A 24,445-nucleotide genomic window follows, 5' to 3' on the forward strand; every position below is an offset into this window, starting at 1 on the left:
CAGACGGCGGCATCGGGTCAGCGCCGACCCGGTGCCGCCGTCTGCAGGGGTCTCGCCGGCCGCTGGGAGGGCACTGCGACGGCGGTCCGGCCCAGTACCGCCGGAAGCCGGATCACGGCGTCGAGGCCGCCGCGCGGCGCCCGCCGCAGGACCGCCTCGCCACCGCTCGCGTGGGCGAGGCGCTGCACGAGAGCCAGGCCGAGACCGGTACCGCCCTTGGGAGCGTCCGGGGCACGCCAGAACCGGTCGAAGGCACGACGGCGCTGCTCCTCGGTCATGCCGGGGCCCTCGTCCATGACATGCAGCTCGACCCAGGCCGGCGCCGTGGCGCGGTGCGGGAAGCGGCGCTCGTGGAGCGCGTGGTGACGCGGGTCGATGGAGACCGTGGAGCCGGGGGGCGACACCCGCAGGGCGTTGGAGAGAAGGTTGTCGAGGATCTGCTCCACCGCGCCGGGCAGCGCCAGCACCTCACCCGTGTAGTCCCCGGCCAGCGCGAGCCACACGCCGTGCTGCTCGTACAGCGGAGTCCAGGCGCGGTGGCGTTCCGCGCACACCTGCCCCAGATCGATCCGCTCCGGCTCGGCGGCGCTCTCGTCGAGCCTGGCCATCGCCAGCAGCCCCTCCACCATCCGGGCCAGCCGGTCGGTCTCGGTCAGCGCGGCGGTGAGTGAGCCCCGCGCGTTCAGGGCGATGTCGTTCTCCAGGTTCTCCAGCCGCAGCCGCAGCGCCGCGAGCGGGGTCTTCAGCTGGTGCGAGGCCTCGCCGGCGAAGGCGCGCTGGGAGGCCAGGAGGTGTTCCAGGCGGGCGGCGGTGCGGTTGAAGGTGGCGGCGAGGCTGCGCACCTCCGGCGGCCCCTTGGTGATCGCCACCGGCACGGCGGTGCCGCCAACGGCCAACTCATGGGTGGCGTGCTCCAGTTCACGGATCGGGCGGCCGGTCCAGCGGGCGATCGCGAACCCGACGACGGCGACCGCGGTGAGTGCGGCGAGCCCGCCGAGGACCAGGAGCAGCCAGACGTGGTGGACCCGTTCGTGCACCATCCGGGTCGGCACGGTGATGCGGACGGCGCCCTGCTGCTCGGCGCCGTGCCGTACGGGGGTGGCCACCGCGAGGTACTCCACCCCGCCGATGGTGGAGGTGCGCACGTCCGCGGTGGCGGTGCCGCGCAGTGCGGCGGCGATACCCGGCCAGGAGGCGAGGCTGCGTTCCTCGGAGGCGCTGAGCGGATGCGAGGTGGCCAGCAGGGCGCCGTCCTGGTCGACGATCAGCACCTTGCCGCCGATGCGTTCCGCGCAGTGCGCGGCACGCTCGGGCAGGTCCTGCGCGGCCCGGCCCGCCGAGACGGACAGCGAGGCGAACGCCGACACCGACTCCGCCTCGTCCTTCGCCACGTTGATCACCTGCTCCCGCTCGCCCCGCGAGTAGACGAACCCCAGGGGGATCTCCAGACAGAGCAGGAGCAGGGCGGCGAGCGTGAGGTAACTGAGCAGCAGACGCCGCGTCATCAGTAGGCCGCCGAGGGGTGGGGGGTGGGGACGGGGCGGGTGAACGGGTGGTCGTACGGGGGCCGTTCGTAGGTGGGCTGCGCGTAGGCCGACTGTTGGTAGCCCGACTCCTCGTAGGCCGGCCGCTCGTACGCGGGCGGGTCCTGGTACCCGGTGGACCGGTACTGCTGTGACTCGTGGGCGGCCGGCTGGGGCTGTGGGGCGGGCGGCTGCGGGGCGGCCGGCGGCTGGGAGTGGACCGCCAGCCGGAATCCGACTCCGCGCAGGGTCTGGATCCACGCCGGGTTGCCCAACTTCCGCCGCAGCGTGGCCACATGCACGTCCAGCGTCTTGGTGGGCCCCTCGTAGTGCGGGTCCCAGACCCGGTCGAGGATCTGCTGCCGGGAGTACACGGCCCCCGGGTCCTCGGTGAGCAGCGCCAGCAACTCGAACTCCTTCGGCGTCAGCGTCACCGCCTCCTCCCCCACCCACACCTGCCGGGTCCGCCGGTCGACGACCAGCGGGCCGGCGGCACCGACGGGGGCCTCGGCCGGCGGGGACGCGGGGGCCGGAGGCGAGTACACCGGCTCGAAGGAGGAGGCGGGGGCCGCGAAGGACTCCCCACCGGCCGGCTCCGCCCCCGCTGCCCCGCGCTGGGTCCGCCGGGTCACCGCCCGCACCCGGGCCACCAGCTCCCGCATGCTGAACGGTTTCGCCAGATAGTCGTCGGCCCCCAGCTCGAGGCCCAGCACCCGGTCGGCCTCCTCGCCCCGCGCGCTGAGGATGATGATGGGGACGTCGGAGGCCTGCCGGATACCGCGGCAGACGTCGATGCCGTCCACATCGGGCAACCCCAGGTCGAGCAGGACGACATCGCCGTACGGCCCTCTCAAACCCTCGTTCCCCGTGCCGACGTGATGCACCGTCAGCCCGAAGTGCCCGAGACCCTCGACGAGCGGTTCGGCGATCGTCTGGTCGTCCTCGATGAGCAGGACTCGTACGCCCATGCGTTCCCGTCTCTCCCGTGAACCGAATTCGCGTGTTCCGTGGAGACGCCACGCTACAACGAACGACCGATAAACCGCCGTATCGATCGGAAGAATGTGAGCAGCGGCTCAGTTCGCGACCACCCGGGATGAAAACTGTCCCATTTTTGTCGGCGGTTTAGTGTTCCTCTAACCTTCGCCTGGCAAAGCCTCCCCTACGGTGAAGAGGAACTCGTCGGACCTGGTCGGCCCCCCACGACGACCAGCTCTGACCTGGGATGAAAGCACCGGGAGGAAACGTGAAAGCACTGCTGGACCGCGCCCGCTCGTTCCAACGACGGGTCGGCTTCGAAAGCGGCGAATACCAGCGGCTGGCCGAAGGTCAATACCCCGAGGCATTGTTCATCACCTGCTCGGATTCACGGGTGATTCCAGCCCTGATAACGGGCGCTCGGCCCGGTGAGATATTCGAGCTGCGCAACGCGGGAAACATCGTTCCGCCGCACGGCAGGCAGGGCGCCTCGGGCGAGGCCGCCACCATCGAGTACGCGCTGGAGGTGCTCGGCGTTCAGGACATCGTCGTGTGTGGCCACTCCCACTGCGGCGCGATGGGCGCGCTCAAGTCCGGCGACGACCTGTCCGCCCTGCCCGGCGTGGACGCCTGGCTGCAGCTGGCCCGCCCGAGGCTGGCCCCCGTCCTGGACGGGGACGTGGCGGATCCGCGGCTGCCGGACATCGCCCAGCTGAACGTCGTCAACCAGCTCGCGGTGCTGCGGAGTTACCCGGCCGCACGGCGGCGTCTCGACGCGGGAGGGCTGCGGCTGCACGGCTGGTACTACGAGGTGGACACCGGCCGGGTGCACGAGCTGGACGAGGACGGGCTGTTCCGGGTGCATGCGGCATGAGCGGCGCACACGCCACCAGGACGCGGGGCATGAGGGCGCGCGACCCCAGGGCACGCGACCCGAGGTCCGGCGACCCCAGGGCAGACGACCCGAGGTACGGCGACCCCAGGGCGGGCGACCCGAGGTACGGCGCCCCCGCGGGCTCGGCGCACGACACGGCGGCCGACCGGACGAACCAGAGGAAACAGAAGGGCCCCAGGCCCGACCTGGCCACCGAGATCACCGCGTCCCTCGTCGTCTTCCTGGTCGCGCTCCCCCTCTGCATCGGTGTGGCCGTCGCCTCTGGTGTCCCCGCCGAGCTGGGCATCATCTCGGGGGTCATCGGCGGTCTGGTGGTGGGCGCGGCGCGCGGCAGCACGCTCCAGGTCAGCGGGCCGGCCGCCGGTCTTGCCGCGCTGGTCTCGGAGACGGTGCTGGAGCACGGCGTGGCCATGCTCGGTGTGATCGTGCTCTTCTCGGGCCTGCTCCAGATCGTCCTCGGCCTGGTGAAGCTGGGCCGCTTCTTCCAGGCGATCTCCCTGGCCGTCGTCCAGGGCATGCTCGCCGGCATCGGTCTGCCGCTGATGTTCAGCCAGGCGTACCCGGCGATGGACGCGAAGGCCCCCGGCACCCCGATCGAGAACATCGCCGGCATCCCCGGCCTGCTCGCGGACACGGTCGCCGACCCGCAGGCGATGATCGCGGCCGGCCTCGGCATCGTCACGGTCGTCCTCAGCTTCCTCTGGAAGAAGGCGCCCGGACCGGTGAAGAAGGTGCCGGCGGCCCTGGTCGCCGTGGGCATCGGCATCGCGGTCGCCGCGCTCCCGGGTGTGGAGGTGAAGACCCTCCAGGTGGGCAACCTGCTGGCCGCGGTCGACATGCCGGGCCCGGAGCAGTTCGCGGGTCTGGCCGACGCCGGCATCATCACGGCGATCCTGACCTTCACGGTGATCGCCTCCGCCGAGTCCCTGTTCACGGCGGCCGCGGTGGACCGTATGCACGACGGTCCGCGCACCCGCTACAACCCCGAGCTGATCGCCCAGGGCGCCGGCAACACGGTCGCCGGACTCCTCGGCGCCCTCCCCATCACGGCGGTCGTGGCCCGCAGTTCGGCGAACGTCCAGGCGGGCGCCAAGACCCGTCTCTCCCGCACCCTGCACGGCCTCTGGCTGCTCGCCTTCGCACTGCTCCTGCCCCAGGTACTGGCGCTGATCCCGATCTCGGTCCTGGCGGGCGTGCTCGTGCACAGCGGCTGGAAGCTGTTCGCGCCCGAGGAGTTCCCCAAGATGTGGCGGCAGGACCGGGGCGAGTTCGCGGTCATGACGGTCACCACGCTGGTCATCGTGGCGACGGCGCTCCTGGAGGGCGTCCTGATCGGCCTCGCGGCGGGCATCGTCCTGGCGGCCGTCCGCATGTCCCAGACCGTCATCCGGCAGCACATCGAGGAGGACACCGCGAAGGTGGTCATGGCCGGGAACGCGACGTTCCTGCGTCTGCCCCAGGTCATCGAGGCCCTGGAGGCCGCCGCCGAGGCCGGCAAGCCCCGGATCCGCCTCGACCTCACCGGCGTGACCCACCTCGACCACGCCTGCCGCAGCCAGGTGGAGCAGTTCACCGCCCAGCAGCGCGGGAAGGGGCTGCGGGTGGAGCTGCTGATGCCGGGTCCGGGGAAGCACCCGGCCTCCGACACCGGTCCGGTCGAAGAGGCGAGGGCTGAGGAGTCCGCGCGGCTGACGGACGAGCCGTTCCCGCACCCGCGGGACGAGGCGTTCCCCTGGCCCGGGGACGAGCGGTTCCCGCCGACGGGTGACGAGCGGTTCCCGCAGCCCGGCGCCGGCTGGCCGCAGGGGCCGGGAGCCGAACGACACCCACAGCCGGGAGCCGACTGGCCCCAAGGGCCGGCAGCCGAACGATCTCCCCGGCCGGGAGCCGTCCGGTCCCCGCGACCGGGCTCCCTCCCCCGCCGCCCGGCCACCGCCTCCGCCCCCTCTGCCGCCGCGGCCGCTCCCGGCCCCACCGCCGAGTGGTTCTACCTGGACACCACCCCCATGCCGGAGGACTTCGCACAGCGGTACGCGGAGGAGTACGCGCCGGGTTACGGGCAGCGGTAGTCACGGACCGCCCGACTCATCGGTGAACCCGAGGTCATCGGTGAAGAGGTGAAGTGTCGGCGGGGCCCGGTCCGGGCCCCGCCTCGCCGGTCAGTGATCCGGCGGCGGGTACAGCCACCGCCGCAGCAGGCGGCTCAGCCGTGGCATCACCAGGTACGTCAGCGTCGGCAGCAGCACCACCGGGAACACGGCGGACCGCAGCGGCAGGGGCCAGGCACCCGTGCGGGGCGTCACCAGCGACTGGATCAGCAGCGTGAAGGGATAGGCGCCGAGGAACGTGGTGAGCACCATCTTCCAGCGGGGCGGGGGCTGCACGGTGGTGCCGGGCAGGCTGAACCAGGTCTCCATCCCGGACGTCGACTGCCGCTCGCTGCCGATCTCCGTGGCGACGCCCGCGATCCGCGCGTGCCAGGCCGCCCGCTCGTCCGACTCCAGCCAGGCGGCGAGCCGGTGCTGATCGGACCAGCGCAGCACCGCGTGGAAACGGTGGCCCTGCTCGGGCCGCAGCCACGAGACACCCTCGTTGCCCTGGAACCGTCTGGCGCAGCGGGTGATCCCGCGCGTCCAGTCCTCGAACTCCTGCTCCCGACCGGGGCGCACCTCCCAGGTGAGGACCGTGGTGATCGGCTCACCCCGCCGCACTTCCGTGGTGCTCATGCTCACCACGGGTGCCACATACGGCGCGGGTCATGCCTGGTCCGCGCCGCCGAATGAACCGGTCCGCGGAGCGGTCATCCGGCCTTGAGTGCGTCGTAGGACACACCCGTCAGCTCCGCGGAGGCGTCCCAGAGCCGCCGCGCCACCGCGTCGTCGGTCGTCCAGGGCGCCCGCCTCGACGGTGCGGGCGCCCCGCGCCACATCGCGAGGGACGGCCCGGTGAAGGAGTCCGGCCGAACCCCGGGCGCGGTGGCGGCGTACAGGGCGGGCAGCGCACCGGCCTCGGCGGGCTGGGCGATCACCCGGTTGCCGAGCTCCATCAGCCGCTCGGCGATCCGCCGCCCCTCCGCCCGGGGACCGGCGAGCTGGAGGTTGGTGGCCGCGTACCCGGGGTGCGCGGCCGCCGCGACGACATCGGCACCGGTGAGCGCCAACCGCCGCGCCAGCTCGTGTGTGAACAGCAGATTGGCGGTCTTGGAACGGCCGTAGGCGACCCAACGGCGGTACCGGCGCTCGGAGTTGAGATCCCGGGGGTCGATGTTGCCGAGCAGATGGGCCATGCTGGACACGGTGACGACCCGGGCACCGGGCGGTGCGGCGAGCAGCGCGGGCAGCAGCAGCCCGGTGAGCGCGAAGTGCCCGAGGTGATTGACCCCGAACTGCGTCTCGAAGCCGTCGACGGTCGTCCCGTACGGCAACGCCATCACGCCGGCGTTGTTGACGAGAAGGTCGAGGGGGCCGTCGTACGACATCGCGAACTCCCGTACGGAGGAGAGGTCCGCGAGATCGAGCCGCCCGAACTCCACCTCGGCACCCGGCACCTCACGCTTCAGCCGCCCGAGAGCCTCCACGCCCCGCGCCTCGCTCCGGCAGGCGAGCACCACGCGCGCCCCCTTCCGGGCGAGTTCGCGCGCGGTGACGTACCCCAGCCCGCTGTTCCCCCCGGTGACGACGGCGGATCGACCGCCCTGGTCGGGAATGTCGTACGCGCTCCAGCCTGCCATGACCGCTGCCCTTCCGTCGCTCCGCTGCTCACCGCTGCTCGTCCGAGCCTACGGCGCTCCCGGTCACGCATCCCCGGTTCGCGCCGTGTCCACGACACCGCGACCCTGCGCTTCCGGCGTCCACCCGGCGGGCGGCGTCACCGGACCCGCCTCACGACGGTGAACCCGTCCCACCCCTTGGACCCCACCGTCTGCAACGCGGTCGCCTCCAGCCGGGAATCCCGAGCGATGTCCGCAAGCACCGCCCGCACACCCTGGACCCGCGCATCGGCACTGTCGGGATCGACGACGGCACCATTCCGCACCACGTTGTCGATCACGATCACACTCCCGGCGCGGGTCAGCGCGAGCGAGGCCTTCAAGTACTCCGGGTTACTGGGCTTGTCGGCATCGATGAACACAAAGTCATACGGCTCCACCCCCTCCTCGACGAGCCGCCAGGCCGACTCCGCCGCAGACCCGACCACGACGTCAACCCGCCCGGCGACACCGGCCCGCTCCAGATTGCCCCGAGCGACGGCGGCATTGTTCTCCTCGAGTTCAAGCGACGTGACATGCCCTGCGTCCCCCACGGCCCGCGCGAGCCAGACGGTGCTGTACCCGACCAGAGTCCCGAACTCCAGCACCCGGCGCGCCCCGACCATCCCACACAGCAGGGCAAGAAGCTTCCCCTGGTTGGCAGCCACCTCCGCCTGAGGCATGCTGCTCCCCCGCCCGGACTCCCGAGCCTCGACCAGCGCCTGATCCTCCGGAACGAGCGTGTCGACAAAGTAGGCGTCGACATCCCGCCAGGCGCTTTCGGATTCGTACATGACCGTCTCCCCCTGGCTCATGACTGCGCCACTACCGACCGCCAGCCTAAACCTCAAGATCGCCCGGACCGGGGCCGGCCTGTGCGGGTGACGGACGAGGCGACTGTGTGACGAGCACTGGCCGCCGTCCTCCCGCCAGCGTGGGCCCACGAGGCCGTGGGCTTCTGATCCCTCGGCGAACAGGAGGCGGGGCTCGACCTGCTTGTCTCCACCTTCCTCGACGAGACGGCCTAGATCTCTGTGTTCGATCCTGAAATTCCCCGAAGGCCGTCAGGATCGCAGATCCGGAATCAGGCATGGTCGCTTGCCCCTAAGAGGCAACCGACTCCTCACACGCATCGCTTCAGTCAGTAACCCGACGCATCGAAACCGGGCACCACCGAAAGGGGCGGCACCTCACAGCAGGTGCCGCCCTTCGCTTCGTGCAACTTTCGACTGTCAGTCGCGCCGAATCAACTCGGGATCGATCCGCCGACCGACCAACGGCCAAGATCCCGCAGCCGCAATGATCACCGTCCCGAAGGCGCAAGCCAACAGTAGTGGCACACCGTCGCCATCCCAGAAGATGGCACCACCGCCAGTGACGAGATAACTCGACTCCGCCATCTTTCCAAGGACAACGGCCAAGACGAGCCCTACTACAAGCGGCACCACAACCTGGACGGCCTGGACGACTCGAAGGGTACGAGCGCGCGCGCCGAGCAAAGCGAGGGCTGTCACCTGTGGGCGACGCTCAACGGCGCGATCGGTTGCCGCTACCAGATACGCGGCAACGCCGATGACCATGCCGAGGACCATGCCCACTGCGAGCAATGATTTGACGATAGCCACCTGCTGGAGGGCACTGACATTGATTCCAGGCGTCCTCACTTCCACGGTCGGGTCAACTCCCCCAATGCCGTCCAGGACCGTCCGGACGGTATCAGGGGCTGACCGGCTAATCAGCGTGAGAGTAGCGTCCTCCGGCCGGAAGCCTACAGGCAACGCAGACGGAGGCACGAGAATCTGGCCGCTATTGAAGACGGAGAGGCCCGACTCATCCCGGAACCGGACGGTTGCGTGTGGGACCTTCAAAGTCATCACACGGCGCTCACCCTTCTCGTTCCGCAGATGGAATGGGTAAGAAACCCCTGGTCGGGCCTCCGCGTCCATATCGGTATTGGCGGAATTCACGAGGACTGCTGGCTGCCCTTCCTCACAGTGGCCGAAGTGAGGTGCCATGGCACGCACCTGGCGACACGTGGCCACCACAGCGTGAAGCTTCGGATTGCGCCAGGCATCAGGCTTGGCCCACGAGGCCGCCTCAACCGCATGCCCTCGGATTCCCGGCAACTCCTCAAAAGCTCGCTGCTGCCCGTACGTCGCAGCATCGAGATTGAGTTTGTATGTTTGGGTCGCCGACGTATTCCGCGTGACTTGATCCAATTCGATGAGTACACCCTGCACGAGAGAAGCTCCGAACACCAGAAGAACTAGTCCGGTAGCCACTCGGAACGCCCCACCCGGTTCGACCTCATGGCGTCGCATGGCAAGCCCGAGAGATAGTGAACGGGTCGACTCAGCAAAACGCCGAGCCACCGCCCCGGACAGCAACGGCAGAGTCAGGACCAGTCCGACACCGACCAACACGACGGCGATCGGCATGAGAATCGAGGAAAGCTCAGTGTCTCGAGGCGCATGACCCGTCGCCCCAGCCACGCAGTACCCCGTCACAACACCCAGGCCAGGAACGAGCGGGAGCAACCCCCACTTCGCCGGCCGCTTAGCCACAGCGCTACGCCGGACTTCCAGCGGCTTTGAAGCCGCTTGGCGACCACCCAATCGCCCCGCGAACCAGGCCAGTAAGGGGCATCCGACCAGACAGGTGGCGACCGTGGACCGCGACAGCGATCCGTCAGACGGATACCATTTGAAGCCTGGCAGACCGATCCGGGCAACGACCAGGTTCACGAGCCAGTAGCCAGCGATCCCCAATACAGCGCCTAGAATTGCGGCCACCACAGTTTCGGTAGCATTGACCCGCCGCACGCCCCTCTGGCTCATCCCCAGAAGCCGCAGTGCCGCAAGCCGGCGGTTCCGCGAAGCAGCGGAAAGCTGAGCGCATACCACCAAGAAGACGCCAAGGGGCAGCAGGACCACTCCGGCAAGAGTGAAGCGCACGATGTCGAGCGCTGAGCCCTCCACCGTCGGGCTCCATGTAAAGGACATACCGAAGCGTGTAAATCGATCACCCTCCGCGAGATCGCCCCGACCGACGCCGATGTAGGCGTAAAGCTCATCAGGATGAGCCAGTCCTTGGGAGGTGATCTGTCCAGCCTCCTTACCAGGAAACAGTTGCGAAAGCCCCGGCGCATCCCGCAGTACCTCATGCAATCGAGGAGACACGAAAAATTCGCCAGCCGAAGGAAACCCCTTCAAGCCCGGCGGGGGATCCATCGGAGTGGTTCCGCGAGCGAGAAAGACACGGGTCATGGGCTGAGAACCGAAGGGATCCGTACGGACCAGTTCGAGAGCCGCTCGGCGGCCGGCGTTACAAATACCTCGTCCGTCGACAACACACTCCGGCTCGCGCGCGGCCTTGCGAGCGTCCTGCGCTGCCAGAATCCCGGGGATTGCCAGGACCATGGCCAGGCAGCACACGCCGATTGCGGCACCGAGCGTCATGAGCAGAAACCGCGCGCGATTGCCTCGACCGCTGCCCAACAACAGCCGCAGTCCGAGCAGCAGTTCTTTCACGACGCCTCCCTGGTTTGGCAAGCCAGCACACCGTCTCGCATGGTGTAGCGGGTGTCCGCACGAGCGGCCACAGCGGGATCGTGAGTAACGAGAACAACGGCCGTGCCCTGATACCTGGCCAGGGCCAGGAATTCCTCCAGTACGGCGTCAGCGTTCGCGCTGTCGAGCGATCCTGTAGGCTCATCGGCGAAGACCACTGCCGGTCGATGGACCAACGCGCGGGCGACAGCTACGCGTTGACTCTGGCCTCCGGAGATTTGCGAGGGCCTGCGTTGTCGCAGTTCCTCAAGCCCCAGCCGTCCCAGCACCTCCCCTGCAGCGGTGAGCGCCTCGGCTTTGCGCTGCCCAGCCAGGCGCAACGGCAACGCCGCATTCTCCTCCACTGTCAGCTCTGGCAGCAACTCCCCATACTGGAACACGAACCCGAACCGTTCTCGCCGCAGGGCGCTAAGTTCCTCGTCATCCAGCTCCGAAAGGGAGCTTCCCTCGAACCGCACCTCCCCACGGGCTACAGGCAGTACTCCGGCCAGGCAGTACAGCAGCGAGGACTTCCCAGAACCGCTCTGCCCTGTGATCGCCACGACCTCGCCGCGACGCACTGTCAATTCCGCACGTGTGACAGCCCGGGTCTCGCCGTAACAGAGCTCAACGTCCTTGGCCCACAGAACTTCTGACGTGTTGATCTTTTTCCCCTATGACGAGCTGAGGCCCGGGCACCCACCCCGGGCCTCAGCAGTTCGAATTGGAGTCAGTGCGACGGGTTCCTACGGTGAACCGTCGGGGAACAGTTGTCCGGCCGGAGACTGCCACGATCGCGACACGCCCTGATTTCGGCGTCTTGCGTGTAGCGTTGGGCACCATCCCAATTGGAGTGGTGCAAGTAGACCGTGCGACGCTGCTTGCCGTTGTAACGGGACCAGCCGTGCCTCTCGACCCGTGCTTGGATGTAGACGTTGTGGCCATCGTTCGGTGCGGCATCCTCGAGGTATCCCGTCCACTCGAAGGCACCGTGGTTCCGCTCAGCAGGATTGAATCGGTAGGCACCGTCGCGGAACGCAACACCATCCGGGCGCATCTCAGGGAGCTCCTGCCACGCGTCCGCTGCCGCCGTACCCACACCCACAAAGAACAGTCCCGCAGCAAGCACGGCCGTCCATGCCCTCTTCATTCCTCGCCCTCTCTGTCGAGCCCTAGAGCTTCCACCGACCCCAGGAGTCACAGAAGGTAGCGGATTGATTACAAGCTGAATCCTTCCGTCACCTACCTGCCATCCCATCAGGTGATCGACTTCCAGCCACCCCGCCCCAAACCCATCGCAAAGGGCGACACCCACACAGAGTGCCGCCCTTCTCTCGTGCGCCAAGCCGCCGCCGATCGGTGTGGATCGAGTCCGACGATTCAGTCCCCTAGATCACCTCACGACACCGGCCCAGCCCAGGAGTCAGCCCAAGAGTCAGTCCAGGCGTACGGCCCGGCATAGGTCTGCCCTACGTACGCATCCGGTGCGACCTGCGCGTACGCGTACCCCTCCCGCCCCACAGGGCAAGCCCCCGTCTCCCCCCTGTCCGCGGAGCCCGTGTTCTGGGAGCCGTGCAAGCGGGCGTAAGTGCCGCCGTGGGACAAGAGGTCGGCGTGGTGGCCCGTCTCGGTGATGTGGCCGGTGTCGAGGACGAGGATGTGGTCGGCGTCGGGGGCGAGGTTGAGGTCGTGGGTGATCATGATGGTGGTGCGGCCGGCCATCAGGCGGCGCAGGGGTTCGATGATGCGGCGGGTGGCGATGGCGTCGAGGCCGGTGGTCGGCTCGTCCAGGACCAGGACCGGCGCGTCGCGGAGTATCGCCCGTGCGATGGCGAGGCGTTGTAGCTGGCCGCCGGAGAGGCAGGCCGAGTTGGGGTCGATCCGGGTGTCGTAGCCGTCGGGCAGCGCGGTGATGAAGTCGTGGGCGTCGGCCGCCCGCGCCGCTTCGATGATGGCCTCTCGCGCCGGGCCGGCCGCAGGCGATGTTCGCGCGGACCGTGTCGTGCAGGACCAGGGTCTCCTGTGGGAGCAGGGTCACGTATTCACGCAGTCGCTCCAGCGGGTAGTCGTGAAGGGGGGTGCCGTCCAGGAGGACGGAGCCGGAGTCGGGGTCGTAGAAGCGCAGGAGGAGTTTCGAGACGGTGGACTTGCCCGCACCGCTCGGGCCGGTGATGATCACCAGTTCTCCGGGGTGCGCGGTGAAGGAGAGGCCTTCGACGGCCGCGGCCCCGTTCTCCGCGCCGGGGTAGCGGAAGGAGACGTTCCGTACCTCTACCGTTCCGTCGGGGCGCCCTCTCGGACGAGGGGCCGAGTCGATCGGGTCGGCTACGGCGGGACGCGTGTCCAATACCTCGACCAGGCGCTCCGCGCCCGCCGTGGCGGCGGTGATCAGGAGGCCGAGCTGGGCCAGGCTGCGGATGGGTGGGTAGAGGTAGCTCAGGAGGGCGGCGAAAGCGAGGAGTTGGCCGAGGGTCATGTGGCCCTCAGAGATCTCCCAGACCCCGATGCTGATGACCGCCAGGACGCAGACCGTCTCGATGACCTGGACGAGTTGACCGTATGCCTGGTTGAGGCGGGCCGAGCGGACGGCGGCCCGGAACCACGCCGTCGCCTCCTGGCTCAGCCGACGGCGCTCGGCGTCCTGGCAGCCGTACGCCTGGGTGAGGACCAGGTTGCCGAGAGACTCTTCGACAACCGACGTGACCGCGCCGTCGGCCATCACTCGCCCCGAAGCGGCTCCAGCCCAAAGCTCAGGTCCAATAGCCGAAGACAATCGGCTCGACCACCGGGTAGCAATTTTCGCCGCCACGCTGAGAGATGCGGGTCGGCTCTCAGAGGTACGAACGGTGATCGCTGCCACCACTCCGAGAGGAGATTGTGCCCCCTCCCTCCTCCGCCACCTGGAGAGCGAGTCCACCACAGCCTGAACGAGACCCCGAAAGCCGCAGCGACCGGGAGGTGTGAGGGCATCGGACCGGAGTCTGCGCGCACTTCCCCCAGGTGTCCCCTGGCAAGGGCCAGCGACTGGGAATCCCCAGGCCACGAGGAGCGGGCGGCGCCCGTCAGGGAAGGTTTGCTCCCTCCCAAAGAGCCGTTCGCCGGTCGGCTCCGTCCAGTCGGGCCCCTCTAAGCTCAGTGTTCGTGAAATTCGTGCGCGTGAGTGTTGCGGCCGGGATATCTTGCGCGGAGTCTTTACTAAAGTCGGCCTCAACGGCGTACGCACCCGTCAAGTTTGCTTCGGTCAAGTCCGCACCTGAAAATTCTGCGCCGCTCAGATCCAGAATCCCCTCGTCGTCGCCCAAGAAGTCGGCACCGGTCAGGTTGGCGCCTGTCAGATCCGCATTCTCAAAACTTGCCCCATTCCACCAAGCGTGACTGAGATCCGCATTAATGAAAGTAGCCTGGTCGAAATCGGCGTTCCCCAAGAGCGATTCGGACATCCGGGCATCGTCGAACCAGGCGCTTTCGTACATTCCGTCACGTAGATCTGCGCGAGTCAAGTCTGCACCGCGAAGGTCTGCGTCGTAGAAACCCGATCCACCGCCGAGGGATGCTCCGACAAGGAACGTGTTCTGAAGATCTACTACCGGATCCGCCTCTGAGTTGATTTCTCGCGAACCTAGAACATCAAGGGCAGCCTGAACATCATCCGCCGGACGAGTTTTCTCATTTTTCCTTAGCTTCTCTGCTTCTTTCGGGCTAGGGATTTTAGCGTGCCCCCGGACGTAAGAAGCCAGGATTTTGACAAGTGCAGGCTGGTCGCTAGGAGAATCTCGCATGATCCGTTGAATGGCAAATATGGCACTGGTTCGGACGTTTATTGATTCGGCGCCAAGATTGTCGACGGTATCGTTGTAGTCGGAGGCGATTTGATCCCGCTGGGTGAGCTTCAGTGTGTCCGCCGCTTGACTTACTGTTACCGCAGTGAACCCCAGAGCAAGGAGAGCTGGAATCGTGGGTAGTGCTGTCGCTATGGCCACGAATCGTTGTCCCCCTCTCGAATCTGCTGATGGTGTTGCCGTTGGGGAGCTCGGAGCGGGGGGCGGGTTGGCGCTGGCTGCGCTGCTCAACGTAGACGCATCGAGCAGTACGAGCCACCGCGATTCATGTAGCCGGCCCTGAACGGTGGCAAGTAATTGTATGAGTGTTGGCAATGAGCCGTTACCGTCTCGCAGAACCTTTCCCATTGCGGCGTGAAGGACCTGGGATACCTGTTCACCGTGCTCCCTGAATTCGGCGCGGCGGTCGATGTCTCCAGGGAGCCCTACTCGAGAGAATTCTTTTATCGCCGCGCGCAGTTCGGAGATTCGATTGTCGAGGAGTGATAGGTTGGGGGGAGTGGGGCGCAAGGTGTCACGGCACGAGGCAAGGGCACCTAGGCATTCCAAGATTGGGGGGTATTGCTTGCCCCAGACGTCAAATTCGCGAGCGGCTATTCGACGGATCCTCCATGCACAAAATAGGCACGCCAGGGATATTCCGAAGAGAAAACCGGATTCAATACCGCCCCACCATGGTTCGCTCGTTGATTCGCAGCCTCGTAGGTAGGTCCATGAATTGCAGTTTTCGCTTACGCGGTTGTACCATCCTTTTGAACCCAATGTGACTTCGAGAGTTTTGTAGAGGTCGGGTAGCGAAGATAATGGTCCGGTGGAAAACCGCTCGGAGAGCAGCCATATTCCCAGCATCACGCTGCCGAGCAGGAGTACAGAAGGTATTACGAGGGTCCAGACGAGGCGGCCCATTGCAAGCTGACGCCTGGAGCGATCCATTGCTACTAACTCATGAAGCGAGTGCGGTGTGGTGGGCAATCCCTGATGCCGTCGGAGAGCGGAACAAGCGCGCAACTTACCAGTGAGAGTCCCGGTACGAGGGCGGATTATCCAAAGAGGTACAGGAATGACATGACGCCCAGTGCGGCCGTACGGATCGCTAAAAGAAGCGGTCTTTGTTACCAATGTCCAGACCAGCATGATTGCTGCGTATGTGACTGCCGCACCCAATAATGCGCGTGCCCAATCGGCCCAGAAAGTGAAATCCACCGCTCTTCCCCTGTTGTCACCCTACGGTCGTGATCACCGAACCGACCGCCAAGTAAGTATCCCTTTCAGGGCGTGCCTGGAGGGAGCCTTAGCTGAAGGTCCTGCGGAGGCATCCGCAGGTTGGCCCAAAGAAGTTGCAATTTGGGTGACTTTGCTTCGATTTGCCAATGTTTCTGGCCGGTCTGTTGCGAAGGTAACGACGAAGATCGTCCCCCATCTGTCCCCGAGTTGAGCGGGATTCTGTATTCGGCCAGGTCAGAGGTGGCTGCGTAGGCCCGCAGTAAATCTGCCGGCCCAGCCTTGCCTGCAAGCCGCTCGTTGTCTTGGTCGTGTCTAGTGCATCGACGAACGCCACCGTCAACGCCGCGTCACCCCGCTGAACTAGCAAAACAAGGGGGCCTGCCCTGGGAGGGCGGGGCCCCTGTGGTGATGGCTCGTGACGGGACCAGCCGCATGTGGAGGGCACAACGAGGGCACAACAGCTTTACGCAGGTTCAACGGCAACCAACGCCAGCAAACGCCATTTTCCCTGGTCAGCAGCGTAGCTTGACAGCCTCGGCAGATGATGCCCAAGAGGGCGGCACCCCCGCACAGGGTGCCGCCCTCATCTTGCGTGCCGGAGCCGCCGCCGATCGGTGCTGAGGGTCGGGGACCGACAGCGGCTCCGGGGCCAGGTGGCCGAGGGGGCTCAGCAGCCCCCTCGGGTCTCAGCGGTGGTCGCTGCCCTGCGACTGTGTCGCCGCCCGTCCGGCCTCCAGCCGGGCGACCGGGATCCGGAACGGCGAGCAGGAGACGTAGTCGAGCCCCACCTCGTGGAAGAAGTGCACCGACTCCGGGTCGCCGCCGTGCTCACCGCAGACGCCGAGCTTCAGGTCGGGGCGGGTCCGGCGGCCCGCTTCGGCCGCCGCCTTCACCAGCGAGCCGACGCCGTCCTTGTCGATCGTCTCGAAGGGGGAGACGCCGAAGATGCCCTTCTCCAGGTAGGCCGTGAAGAAGGAGGCCTCCACGTCGTCGCGGCTGAAGCCCCACACCGTCTGCGTGAGGTCGTTCGTGCCGAAGCTGAAGAACTCCGCCGCCTCCGCGATCTGGCCTGCCGTCAGGGCGGCGCGCGGCAGCTCGATCATCGTGCCGATCGCCAGCTTCAGCGCCACCCCCGTGGCCGCCTCGACCTCCGCGACGACCTGGTCGGCCTCGTCGCGGACGATCTCCAGCTCCTGGACGGTGCCGACGAGCGGGATCATGATCTCGGCGCGTGGGTCGCCCTTGGCGTTCTTGCGCTCGGCCGCCGCCTCCGCGATGGCACGGACCTGCATGGTGAACAGGCCGGGGATGACCAGGCCGAGCCGCACACCCCTGAGGCCCAGCATCGGGTTCTGCTCGTGCAGACGGTGGACGGCCTGGAGCAGGCGCAGCTCGTTCTCGTGCGGCTCCTGGCGGGACTCCGCCAGCGCCACGCGCACCGACAGCTCGGTGATGTCGGGCAGGAACTCGTGCAGCGGCGGGTCCAGGAGACGGATCGTCACCGGGAGGCCGTCCATCGCCTCGAAGAGTTCGACGAAGTCCTGCTTCTGGAGCGGTAGGAGCTGCTTGAGGGACTCCTCGCGATCGGTCTCCGTGTCGGCCAGGATGAGGCGTTCGACCAGCTCACGGCGGTCGCCGAGGAACATGTGCTCCGTGCGGCACAGACCGATGCCCTGGGCGCCGAAGCGGCGGGCGCGCAGCGCGTCCTCGGCGTTGTCGGCGTTCGCGCGGACGCGGAGGCGGCGCTTGCGGTCCGCGAAGGCCATGATGCGGTGGACGGCCTCGACCAGCTCGTCCGCGTCGTCCGCGCCCGCGTGCATACGGCCCTCGAAGTACTCCACCACCGGGGACGGGACGACCGGGACCTCGCCCAGGTACACCTTCCCGGAGGAGCCGTCGATCGAGATCACGTCGCCTTCCTCGACGACGTGCCCGCCCGGCACCGTCATCCGGCGCCGCTTGGTGTCGACCTCCAGCTCCTCCGCGCCGCAGACACAGGTCTTGCCCATGCCGCGTGCCACGACGGCCGCGTGGGAGGTCTTGCCGCCGCGGGAGGTCAGGATGCCCTCCGCCGCGATCATGCCGTCGAGGTCGTCGGGGTTGGTCTCCCGGCGGACCAGGATGACCTTCTCGCCCGAGCGCGACCACTTCACCGCGGTGTACGAGTCGAAGACGGCCTTGCCGACCGCCGCGCCCGGGGAGGCCGCGATGCCCCGGCCGACCTGCTGCGTCTTCGCGTGCTCGTCGAAGCGGGGGAACATCAGCTGCGCGAGCTGGGCGCCCGTCACCCGCTGCAGCGCCTCCGTCTCGTCGATCAGGCCCTGGTCCACCAGCTGGGTCGCGATCCGGAAGGCCGCGCCCGCCGTGCGCTTGCCGACGCGGGTCTGGAGCATCCACAGCTGACCGCGCTCGATCGTGAACTCGATGTCGCAGAGGTCCTTGTAGTGGTTCTCCAGCGTCTCCATGATCTGCATCAGCTGGTCGTACGATTTCTTGTCGATCGACTCCAGCTCCGCGAGCGGCACGGTGTTGCGGATGCCCGCCACCACGTCCTCGCCCTGGGCGTTCTGCAGGTAGTCGCCGTAGACGCCCTGGTGGCCGGAGGCGGGGTCACGGGTGAAGGCGACGCCGGTGCCGGAGTCGGGGCCCAGGTTGCCGAAGACCATGGAACAGACGTTGACGGCCGTGCCGAGGTCACCCGGGATGCGCTCCTGGCGGCGGTAGAGCTTGGCGCGGTCGCCGTTCCAGGAGTCGAAGACCGCCTTGATGGCGAGGTCCATCTGCTCGCGGGGGTCCTGGGGGAAGTCCCGGCCGGCCTCCGTCTTGACGATCTTCTTGAAGCGCGTGACCAGCTTCTTCAGGTCCGCCGCCTCCAGCTCGGTGTCGACGGTGACCTTCTTCTCCGCCTTCGCCGACTCCAGCGCGTCCTCGAAGAGCTCGCCGTCGACGCCGAGGACGGTCTTGCCGAACATCTGGATGAGACGGCGGTACGAGTCCCACGCGAAGCGGTCGTCTCCGGCCTGGGCGGCCAGGCCCTGGACCGACTTGTCGGACAGGCCGATGTTGAGGACCGTGTCCATCATGCCCGGCATGGAGAACTTCGCGCCCGAGCGGACGGACACGAGGAGAGGGTTGTCCGGCTGGCCGAGCTTCTTGCCCATCCGCTCTTCCAGGGCCACGAGGTGCGCACTCACCTCGTCACGCAGTGCCGCCGGCTCCTCGCCGCTGCCGAGGTAGACCTTGCAGGCCTCGGTGGTGATCGTGAAGCCGGGCGGGACGGGAAGGCCCAGGTTGGTCATCTCGGCGAGGTTCGCGCCCTTGCCGCCGAGCAGGTCCTTGAGGTCCTTGTTGCCCTCGGTGAAGTCGTAAACGAACTTCACGCCCTCAACGCTCGCGGCCGACTCGGTTACCGGGAGATCTTTGTTTTCCGACACGGGTCTCGACTCCTCGAGGACGCGGTGGCTGCCCTGACGGCCAGGAACATACCCAGATCAAAGGCGCCTGGGTACGTCCACTTGCGCGTCATGCGCCTGTAACCAGTCGTCCGCCACCGGATCGAAGTTCAAGGCTTGGCAAGCGCATGGCCGCCGATGTTTTCACTTCTTGAACACAAGCATCCCCCGACCACCCCAAGCCCTACTCATATGAGCACCCTTCGCCACGTCTGATTTCGATCGATGAACGATCAGGGGGTGGCACGCAGTGCCACTCCTTGGAGAAGTGCATTCGATCCATGATCCGCTCATTTGAGCAGAACCCCCCTCAGGGGTGGCGAGAATCACGCTTCGACCCGGGGTCCGATTTCACCATGCGGACGGGTATCCGGACGGAAACCCGCATGTCATACGAGCGTCCCTCACACCCCCAGCGCCAGCAACCGCTCCTCCACCCGCTCCGGCGCGTACAGGTACTCCACGACCAGCGCCCCCGCCCCCACCAGCGCCGCCTGGTCCCCCAGTTTCGAGGTCACCACGTCCAGATGGGCCGTGGAGCGCGGCAGCGCCCGCTGGTAGAGCAGCTCGCGCACACCGGTCAGGAAAGGGGTTCCGGCCAAATCCCCGGCGATCATCAGGACGCCCGGGTTCAGCAGGGTCACGACCGTCGCCAGAACGTCCCCGACCCGGCGCCCGGCCTCCCGTGCCAGAGCCGCCGCCTCCGGATGCCCGGCGGTGAGCAGGTCCCGCACATCCGAGCCGGACGCCGCCGGCAGGCCCGACTCGACCAGCTTCCGGGCCACGGCACCACCGCTGGCCACGGCCGCGAGACAGCCGTAGGAACCGCACCGGCACAGCGCCTCGGCGCCCACGCGTATATGCCCGATGTCCCCTGCGCCGCCGTCGATGCCCCGGAAGATCGAGCCGTCGACCACGACCCCGGCACCGATGCCCGTCGACACCTTGACCAGGACGAACGCCGAACAGTCGGCGTATCCGCTGCGCTGTTCGCCGTACGCCATGAGGTTCGCGTCGTTGTCGACGAGGACGGGCACCTCGGCGGCCCCGGTGCGTTCCGTGAACGCCCGCGACAGGCGCCCTCTTATGTCGTAGCCGTCCCAGCCGGGCATCATCGGCGGCTGCACCACCCGGCCCGTCTCGCTGTCCACCGGGCCCGGGACGGCGAGGCCGATGCCGCAGACCTCCTCCGCCCGATGGCCCGCCTTCTCCAGCAACTCGGCGAACCATCCGCCCAGCTCGCCGAGTACGGCGTCCGGGCCGTCGTCGATGACCAGCGTGCCGCCGTGCTCGGCGAGGATCTCGCCGGTCAGGGACAGGACGGCGGCACGCGCGTGCCGTGTGTCCAGGTCGGCGGCGAGGACGACCGCGTGGGCGTCGTCGAATTCCAGAGTGATCGAGGGGCGGCCGCCCAGCGGTGACTCGACGGGGCCGCCGGCGCCCTCGCGCAGCCAGCCCGCGCGGAAGAGGCGGTCCAGACGCTGGCCCACGGTCGCGCGGGAGAGGCCGGTGGCCTGCTGGAGGGCACCGCGTGTCGTCGCCCGCCCGCTGCGCACCAGTTCGAGCAGATCTCCGGCGCTGGCCTGACTGCCCGCCCTGCCGGTCCGTCCCGGACGCCCGGTCATGCGCACCCCCTTGTGTTTCTCAAGCCTGCATTACATATTGAGTTTTGCGTGTTAAATAGACGTAACCCTACGGTAGCCACCGCCGAACCCGGTGGCCCAGACGTCTTCGGGGAGCCCCGAGTGGATCGCACCGCCCAGCTCATCGCCCGCCCGGCGAAGGACGCCGTTGCATACGATCCGGCGGCTCCGCCGGGTTCGCCGCACACCAGGGCGCTGCACCGCCGAGCCGTGGAGGTGCTGGCGGCCAACTGGACGGGGACGTCGACGGTGCCCTCGCGCCGGCTGTACCCGCACCAGTGGTCGTGGGACTCCGCGTTCATCGCGATCGGGCTGCGGCACGTCTCGCCACGCCGGGCGCAGACCGAGCTGGAGACGCTGCTGGACGCCCAGTGGGGCGACGGGCGCATCCCCCACATCGTCTTCAACCCCTCCGTGCCGCTCGACGCGTACTTCCCGAGCCCCGACTTCTGGCGCTCCTCGACCGCGGGGCGCGCTGCGGGCGCCCCGCGCACCGTACAGACCTCCGGCATCGTGCAGCCACCGGTGCACGCGCTGGCGGCCTGGCTGGTGCACTGCTCCGACCCCGGGCTCTCGCGGGCCCGGGGCTTCCTCGCCCGGGTCTATCCCCGGCTGGCCGCCTGGCACCGCTATCTGCTGCACCGGCGGGACCTCGGCGGGGGCGGGCTCGTCTCCGTCGTACACCCGTGGGAGCAGGGGATGGACAACGCGCCGAGCTGGGACGCTCCGCTCGCGCGGGTGACACCGGCCCCCGCCCGCTCCTTCCGGCGCGCCGACCTCGACCACGGGGCGGCCGAGGACCGGCCGACGGATCTCGACTACGGGCGGTACGTGCGGCTGGCGACGGACTACCGGGACGCCCGGTACGCCGACGGCACGAGCGAGTTCGCCGTGGAGGACCCTTCCTTCAACGCGCTGCTCATCGCCTCCGAGCACGCCCTCGCGCGGATCGCGCAGGAGCTGGGGGCGACGGCCACCGCCCGGTACGGGCGTGCGGAGCGGCTGACGGCGGCGCTCGTCGAGCGGCTGTGGGACCCGGCGGAGGGGATGTTCTTCTGCCGGGACGTGCGGGGCGGGGGGCTCGTGCGCGAGCGCGGGGTGTCCGGGGTCGTCCCCCTGCTCCTGCCCGGGCTGCCGCGCGAGGTGGTGACGGCCGTCGTCCACACCCTCAAGGGCCCGCACTTCGGTCTCGGTACGACCACCCGTCTCGTCCCCAGTTACGACCTGCTCGGCGAGGCCTTCGACCCGCACCGCTACTGGCGCGGCCCAGCCTGGTTCAACACCGCCTGGCTGCTGCAGCGCGGCCTCGGGCTGCACGGCCGCACCGCCGAGGCGGACGAGCTGCGCCGGGCCGTCCTGGACACCGCGCTCACCTCGGACTTCGCCGAGTACGTCGACCCGTTCACCGGCGAGGCCTGCGGCGCGACCGGCTTCAGCTGGACCGCCGCGCTCACGCTCGACCTGCTCCACCAGCACACCACGGGTATCAAGGGAGGGGACCGGGCATGACGGACCGGCATCATCTGCTCGTGTACGGCGGGACGTTCGCCGCCGTCGGTGACCACGGGGACATCAGCGGGGTACGGGGCGCCGGCTCCTCTCCGGAGGGGCTGTTCGTCAGGGACGCCCGGCACCTCAGCCGCTGGCAGCTGACGGTCGACGGCGCGGTGCCGGAGGCTCTCGTGCCGGTCGCGGACGGGGACACCGCGCGCTGTGTGCTCGTCCCGCGCGGCGGGCGCAACGAGCCGCCGTCCTGCACGCTGTTCCGCGAACAGGCCGTCGGTGACAGCTCGTTCGTGGAGTCGGTACGGGTCGTCAGCAATCGCCCGGTGCCGACGACGGTCCGGCTGGCCCTGACCGTCGACGCCGACTTCACGGACCAGTTCGAGCTGCGCTCCGACCACCGTACGTACGCGAAGACGGGCGCCGTGCGCCGCCGTGAGGTCCTCGACGACGGCGTGGAGTTCACGTACCGGCGCGGTGAGTGGAAGTCCTGTACGACCGTCACCGCCGAGCCCGCTCCGGACGGCGTCGAGGAGACCGGCACCGGTGCCCGTCGGCTGGTGTGGAAGCTGGAGCTGGAGGCGCACGGCTCCGCCGAACTGATCCTGCGGGTGATGGCCCGGCCGCACGGCGAGAAGCGGGCACTGCGCGTGCCGAGCTCTCCGGCCGCAATGGCTGAAAAGCTACTTGCGGATGAGGGCGAGTTTGTGGAAGGTGTCGCTTTTCCTACGGAATGGCCCGAACTGGCGACCGCTTGCGTTCGAGGTCTCACCGATCTGGCCTCGCTTCAGGTCCAGGCCACCGGTCCGGACGGCGAGGAACTGCGCGTACCGGCCGCCGGGGCGCCCTGGTTCCTGACCCTGCTCGGCCGCGACGCCCTCCTCACCTCCCTCTTCGCTCTCCCCTACCGCCCCCGGCTGGCCGCCGCCACGCTCCCGGCTCTCGCCGCCGCCCAGGCCACCGAGACCGGTCCGCGGGCGGTGTCCCAGCCCGGCAAGATCGTCCACGAGGTGCGCCACGGCGAGCTGGCCCACTTCGGGCAGGTCCCGTTCGGCCGTTACTACGGCTCGGTCGACGCGACACCGCTCTTCCTCGTCGTCCTCGGCGCGTACGTCGAGCAGACCGGGGACGCGGAGATGGCCCGCCGACTGGAGCACAACGCCCGCGCGGCGATCGCCTGGATGCTGGACCACGGCGGTCTCACCTCCCGGGGTTACCTGGTCTACCGCGCCGACCAGGGCGGCCTCGCCAACCAGAACTGGAAGGACTCCCCCGGCGCCATCTGCTCGGCGGACGGCACCCGCGCCACCGGAGCGGTCATGGCGGCGGGGGCCCAGGGGTACGCGTACGACGCGCTGCGCCGCACGGCGTGGGTGGCGCGCACGGTGTGGGCGGACGAGACCTACGCGGCGCTGCTCGAACAGGCGGCCGCCGACCTCCGCGACCGCTTCCAGCGGGACTTCTGGATGCCGGAGCGGTCCTTCCCGGCGCTCGCGCTGGACGGCGAGGGCCGCCAGGTCGACGCGCTGGCGTCCGACGCCGGGCACCTGCTGTGGTCGGGGCTGCTGGACAAGGAGTACGGGGAGGTCGTCGGCCGGCGTCTCCTGGAACCCGACTTCTTCTCCGGCTGGGGCGTACGCACCCTGGCGGCGGGGCAACCCGCGTACCACCCGCTCTCCTACCACCGCGGCTCGGTCTGGCCGCACGACAACGCGCTGATCACCCTGGGCCTCGCCCGCTACGGCCTGCACGACGAGGCCCGCGCGGTCGCCCACGGCCTGGTCGACGCGGCGACCGCGACCGGTCACCGGCTCCCCGAGGTGCTCGCGGGCTACGGCCGTGACACCCACGCGGCACCGGTTCCGTACCCGCACGCGTGCGTACGCGAATCCCGCTCGGCGGCGGCTCCGTTGGCGCTGCTCACGGCGGTCGGGGGCGCGTGACGCCCGCTCCGGCCGGGTGCTTGGCGTGACGTTTGCGCGGTGTTTGCCGAGCACTGGCCGAGGGGGGTGAACGCGGGCCGAGGGCAGGCCGTACGAAACTGAGGCGGATCCGACTTCCCGCGCCGGATCCGCCGAACCACCGGGCTTCG

Annotated in this window: 15 protein-coding genes and 1 pseudogene; 5 read left to right on the plus strand and 11 right to left on the minus strand. The window is 68.5% G+C overall.

Going from position 1 to position 24,445, the window contains the following annotated elements:
- Positions 1–17: 17 nt before the first annotated feature.
- Both ACIBVL_RS04350 and ACIBVL_RS04355 read right to left on the minus strand, forming a co-directional pair.
- Complete coding sequence (locus ACIBVL_RS04350; RefSeq protein WP_399091460.1) at positions 18–1,505, minus strand: ATP-binding protein; 1,488 nt, start codon at positions 1,503–1,505, stop codon at positions 18–20.
- The gene (locus ACIBVL_RS04355; RefSeq protein WP_399091463.1) at positions 1,505–2,491 is read right to left on the minus strand and encodes a winged helix-turn-helix domain-containing protein; all 987 of its coding nucleotides are present in this window, start codon (positions 2,489–2,491) and stop codon (positions 1,505–1,507) included. The genes ACIBVL_RS04350 and ACIBVL_RS04355 overlap by 1 nt, the downstream gene beginning before the upstream one ends.
- Before the next feature lie 278 nt (positions 2,492–2,769).
- On the opposite strand from ACIBVL_RS04355, the gene ACIBVL_RS04360 reads away from it, so the two are divergent.
- Together ACIBVL_RS04360 and ACIBVL_RS04365 are read left to right on the plus strand one after the other, a co-directional pair.
- Positions 2,770–3,375 carry a carbonic anhydrase gene (locus ACIBVL_RS04360; protein WP_399091466.1) on the plus strand — a complete coding sequence of 202 codons (606 nt, stop codon included), beginning with the start codon at positions 2,770–2,772 and terminating at the stop codon, positions 3,373–3,375.
- Positions 3,372–5,465, plus strand: a complete 2,094-nt coding sequence (locus ACIBVL_RS04365) for a SulP family inorganic anion transporter (protein WP_399091469.1) — start codon at positions 3,372–3,374, stop codon at positions 5,463–5,465. The genes ACIBVL_RS04360 and ACIBVL_RS04365 overlap by 4 nt, the downstream gene beginning before the upstream one ends.
- Before the next feature lie 90 nt (positions 5,466–5,555).
- Here the strand turns inward: ACIBVL_RS04365 and ACIBVL_RS04370 are convergent, their stop codons facing one another.
- The 7 genes and pseudogenes from ACIBVL_RS04370 to ACIBVL_RS04400 form a co-directional block, all read right to left on the minus strand.
- Positions 5,556–6,122 (minus strand): antibiotic biosynthesis monooxygenase, encoded by a 567-nt coding sequence (locus tag ACIBVL_RS04370; RefSeq protein ID WP_399091471.1) that lies wholly within the window; start codon positions 6,120–6,122, stop codon positions 5,556–5,558.
- Positions 6,123–6,196: 74 nt separating this feature from the next.
- Entirely contained in the window at positions 6,197–7,126 is a 930-nt protein-coding gene (locus ACIBVL_RS04375) for an oxidoreductase (protein WP_399091474.1), read from the minus strand.
- 137 nt (positions 7,127–7,263) lie between these two features.
- On the minus strand, positions 7,264–7,938 hold the full coding sequence (locus ACIBVL_RS04380) for an O-methyltransferase (RefSeq protein WP_399091477.1): 675 nt from the start codon (positions 7,936–7,938) through the stop codon (positions 7,264–7,266).
- Positions 7,939–8,376: 438 nt separating this feature from the next.
- Positions 8,377–10,674 carry an FtsX-like permease family protein gene (locus ACIBVL_RS04385; protein ID WP_399091480.1) on the minus strand — a complete coding sequence of 766 codons (2,298 nt, stop codon included), beginning with the start codon at positions 10,672–10,674 and terminating at the stop codon, positions 8,377–8,379.
- Positions 10,671–11,357: an ABC transporter ATP-binding protein gene (locus ACIBVL_RS04390; protein WP_399092064.1), complete on the minus strand. Its 687-nt coding sequence runs from the start codon at positions 11,355–11,357 to the stop codon at positions 10,671–10,673. Before ACIBVL_RS04390 ends, ACIBVL_RS04385 begins: the two co-directional genes overlap by 4 nt.
- Before the next feature lie 733 nt (positions 11,358–12,090).
- Positions 12,091–13,555, minus strand: a pseudogene (locus ACIBVL_RS04395) (ABC transporter ATP-binding protein); the annotation flags it as partial.
- A 199-nt stretch (positions 13,556–13,754) separates the two neighbouring features.
- The gene (locus ACIBVL_RS04400; RefSeq protein WP_399091483.1) at positions 13,755–14,672 is read right to left on the minus strand and encodes a pentapeptide repeat-containing protein; all 918 of its coding nucleotides are present in this window, start codon (positions 14,670–14,672) and stop codon (positions 13,755–13,757) included.
- A 213-nt stretch (positions 14,673–14,885) separates the two neighbouring features.
- Here ACIBVL_RS04400 and ACIBVL_RS04405 point away from each other — a divergent pair, with 213 nt between their 5' ends.
- Positions 14,886–15,017, plus strand: coding sequence for a hypothetical protein (locus ACIBVL_RS04405; RefSeq protein WP_399091486.1), 132 nt, complete (start codon positions 14,886–14,888; stop codon positions 15,015–15,017).
- A 1,424-nt stretch (positions 15,018–16,441) separates the two neighbouring features.
- Here ACIBVL_RS04405 and ppdK read toward each other — a convergent pair.
- Together ppdK and ACIBVL_RS04415 are read right to left on the minus strand one after the other, a co-directional pair.
- Positions 16,442–19,189, minus strand: a complete 2,748-nt coding sequence (gene ppdK, locus ACIBVL_RS04410; RefSeq protein ID WP_399091489.1) for a pyruvate, phosphate dikinase — start codon at positions 19,187–19,189, stop codon at positions 16,442–16,444.
- Between the two features lie 422 nt (positions 19,190–19,611).
- Positions 19,612–20,832: an ROK family protein gene (locus ACIBVL_RS04415; RefSeq protein ID WP_399091492.1), complete on the minus strand. Its 1,221-nt coding sequence runs from the start codon at positions 20,830–20,832 to the stop codon at positions 19,612–19,614.
- Positions 20,833–20,952: 120 nt separating this feature from the next.
- On the opposite strand from ACIBVL_RS04415, the gene ACIBVL_RS04420 reads away from it, so the two are divergent.
- Both ACIBVL_RS04420 and ACIBVL_RS04425 read left to right on the plus strand, forming a co-directional pair.
- Positions 20,953–22,359: an MGH1-like glycoside hydrolase domain-containing protein gene (locus ACIBVL_RS04420; RefSeq protein WP_399091495.1), complete on the plus strand. Its 1,407-nt coding sequence runs from the start codon at positions 20,953–20,955 to the stop codon at positions 22,357–22,359.
- The gene (locus tag ACIBVL_RS04425; protein WP_399091497.1) at positions 22,356–24,296 is read left to right on the plus strand and encodes a glycogen debranching N-terminal domain-containing protein; all 1,941 of its coding nucleotides are present in this window, start codon (positions 22,356–22,358) and stop codon (positions 24,294–24,296) included. The genes ACIBVL_RS04420 and ACIBVL_RS04425 overlap by 4 nt, the downstream gene beginning before the upstream one ends.
- Positions 24,297–24,445 lie beyond the last annotated feature (149 nt).

The sequence above is a fragment of the Streptomyces sp. NPDC049687 genome, from assembly GCF_044465285.1.
In the GTDB taxonomy this organism is placed as follows: domain Bacteria; phylum Actinomycetota; class Actinomycetes; order Streptomycetales; family Streptomycetaceae; genus Streptomyces.

Excerpts from the sequence above, each read along its gene's own strand:
- ACIBVL_RS04350 (WP_399091460.1), bottom strand. The coding sequence starts at position 1,505 with ATGACGCGGCGTCTGCTGCTCAGTTACCTCACGCTCGCCGCCCTGCTC.
- ACIBVL_RS04355 (WP_399091463.1), bottom strand. The coding sequence starts at position 2,491 with ATGGGCGTACGAGTCCTGCTCATCGAGGACGACCAGACGATCGCCGAA.
- ACIBVL_RS04365 (WP_399091469.1), top strand. The coding sequence starts at position 3,372 with ATGAGCGGCGCACACGCCACCAGGACGCGGGGCATGAGGGCGCGCGAC.
- ACIBVL_RS04370 (WP_399091471.1), bottom strand. The coding sequence starts at position 6,122 with ATGAGCACCACGGAAGTGCGGCGGGGTGAGCCGATCACCACGGTCCTC.
- ACIBVL_RS04375 (WP_399091474.1), bottom strand. The coding sequence starts at position 7,126 with ATGGCAGGCTGGAGCGCGTACGACATTCCCGACCAGGGCGGTCGATCC.
- ACIBVL_RS04380 (WP_399091477.1), bottom strand. The coding sequence starts at position 7,938 with ATGTACGAATCCGAAAGCGCCTGGCGGGATGTCGACGCCTACTTTGTC.
- ACIBVL_RS04415 (WP_399091492.1), bottom strand. The coding sequence starts at position 20,832 with ATGACCGGGCGTCCGGGACGGACCGGCAGGGCGGGCAGTCAGGCCAGC.
- ACIBVL_RS04425 (WP_399091497.1), top strand. The coding sequence starts at position 22,356 with ATGACGGACCGGCATCATCTGCTCGTGTACGGCGGGACGTTCGCCGCC.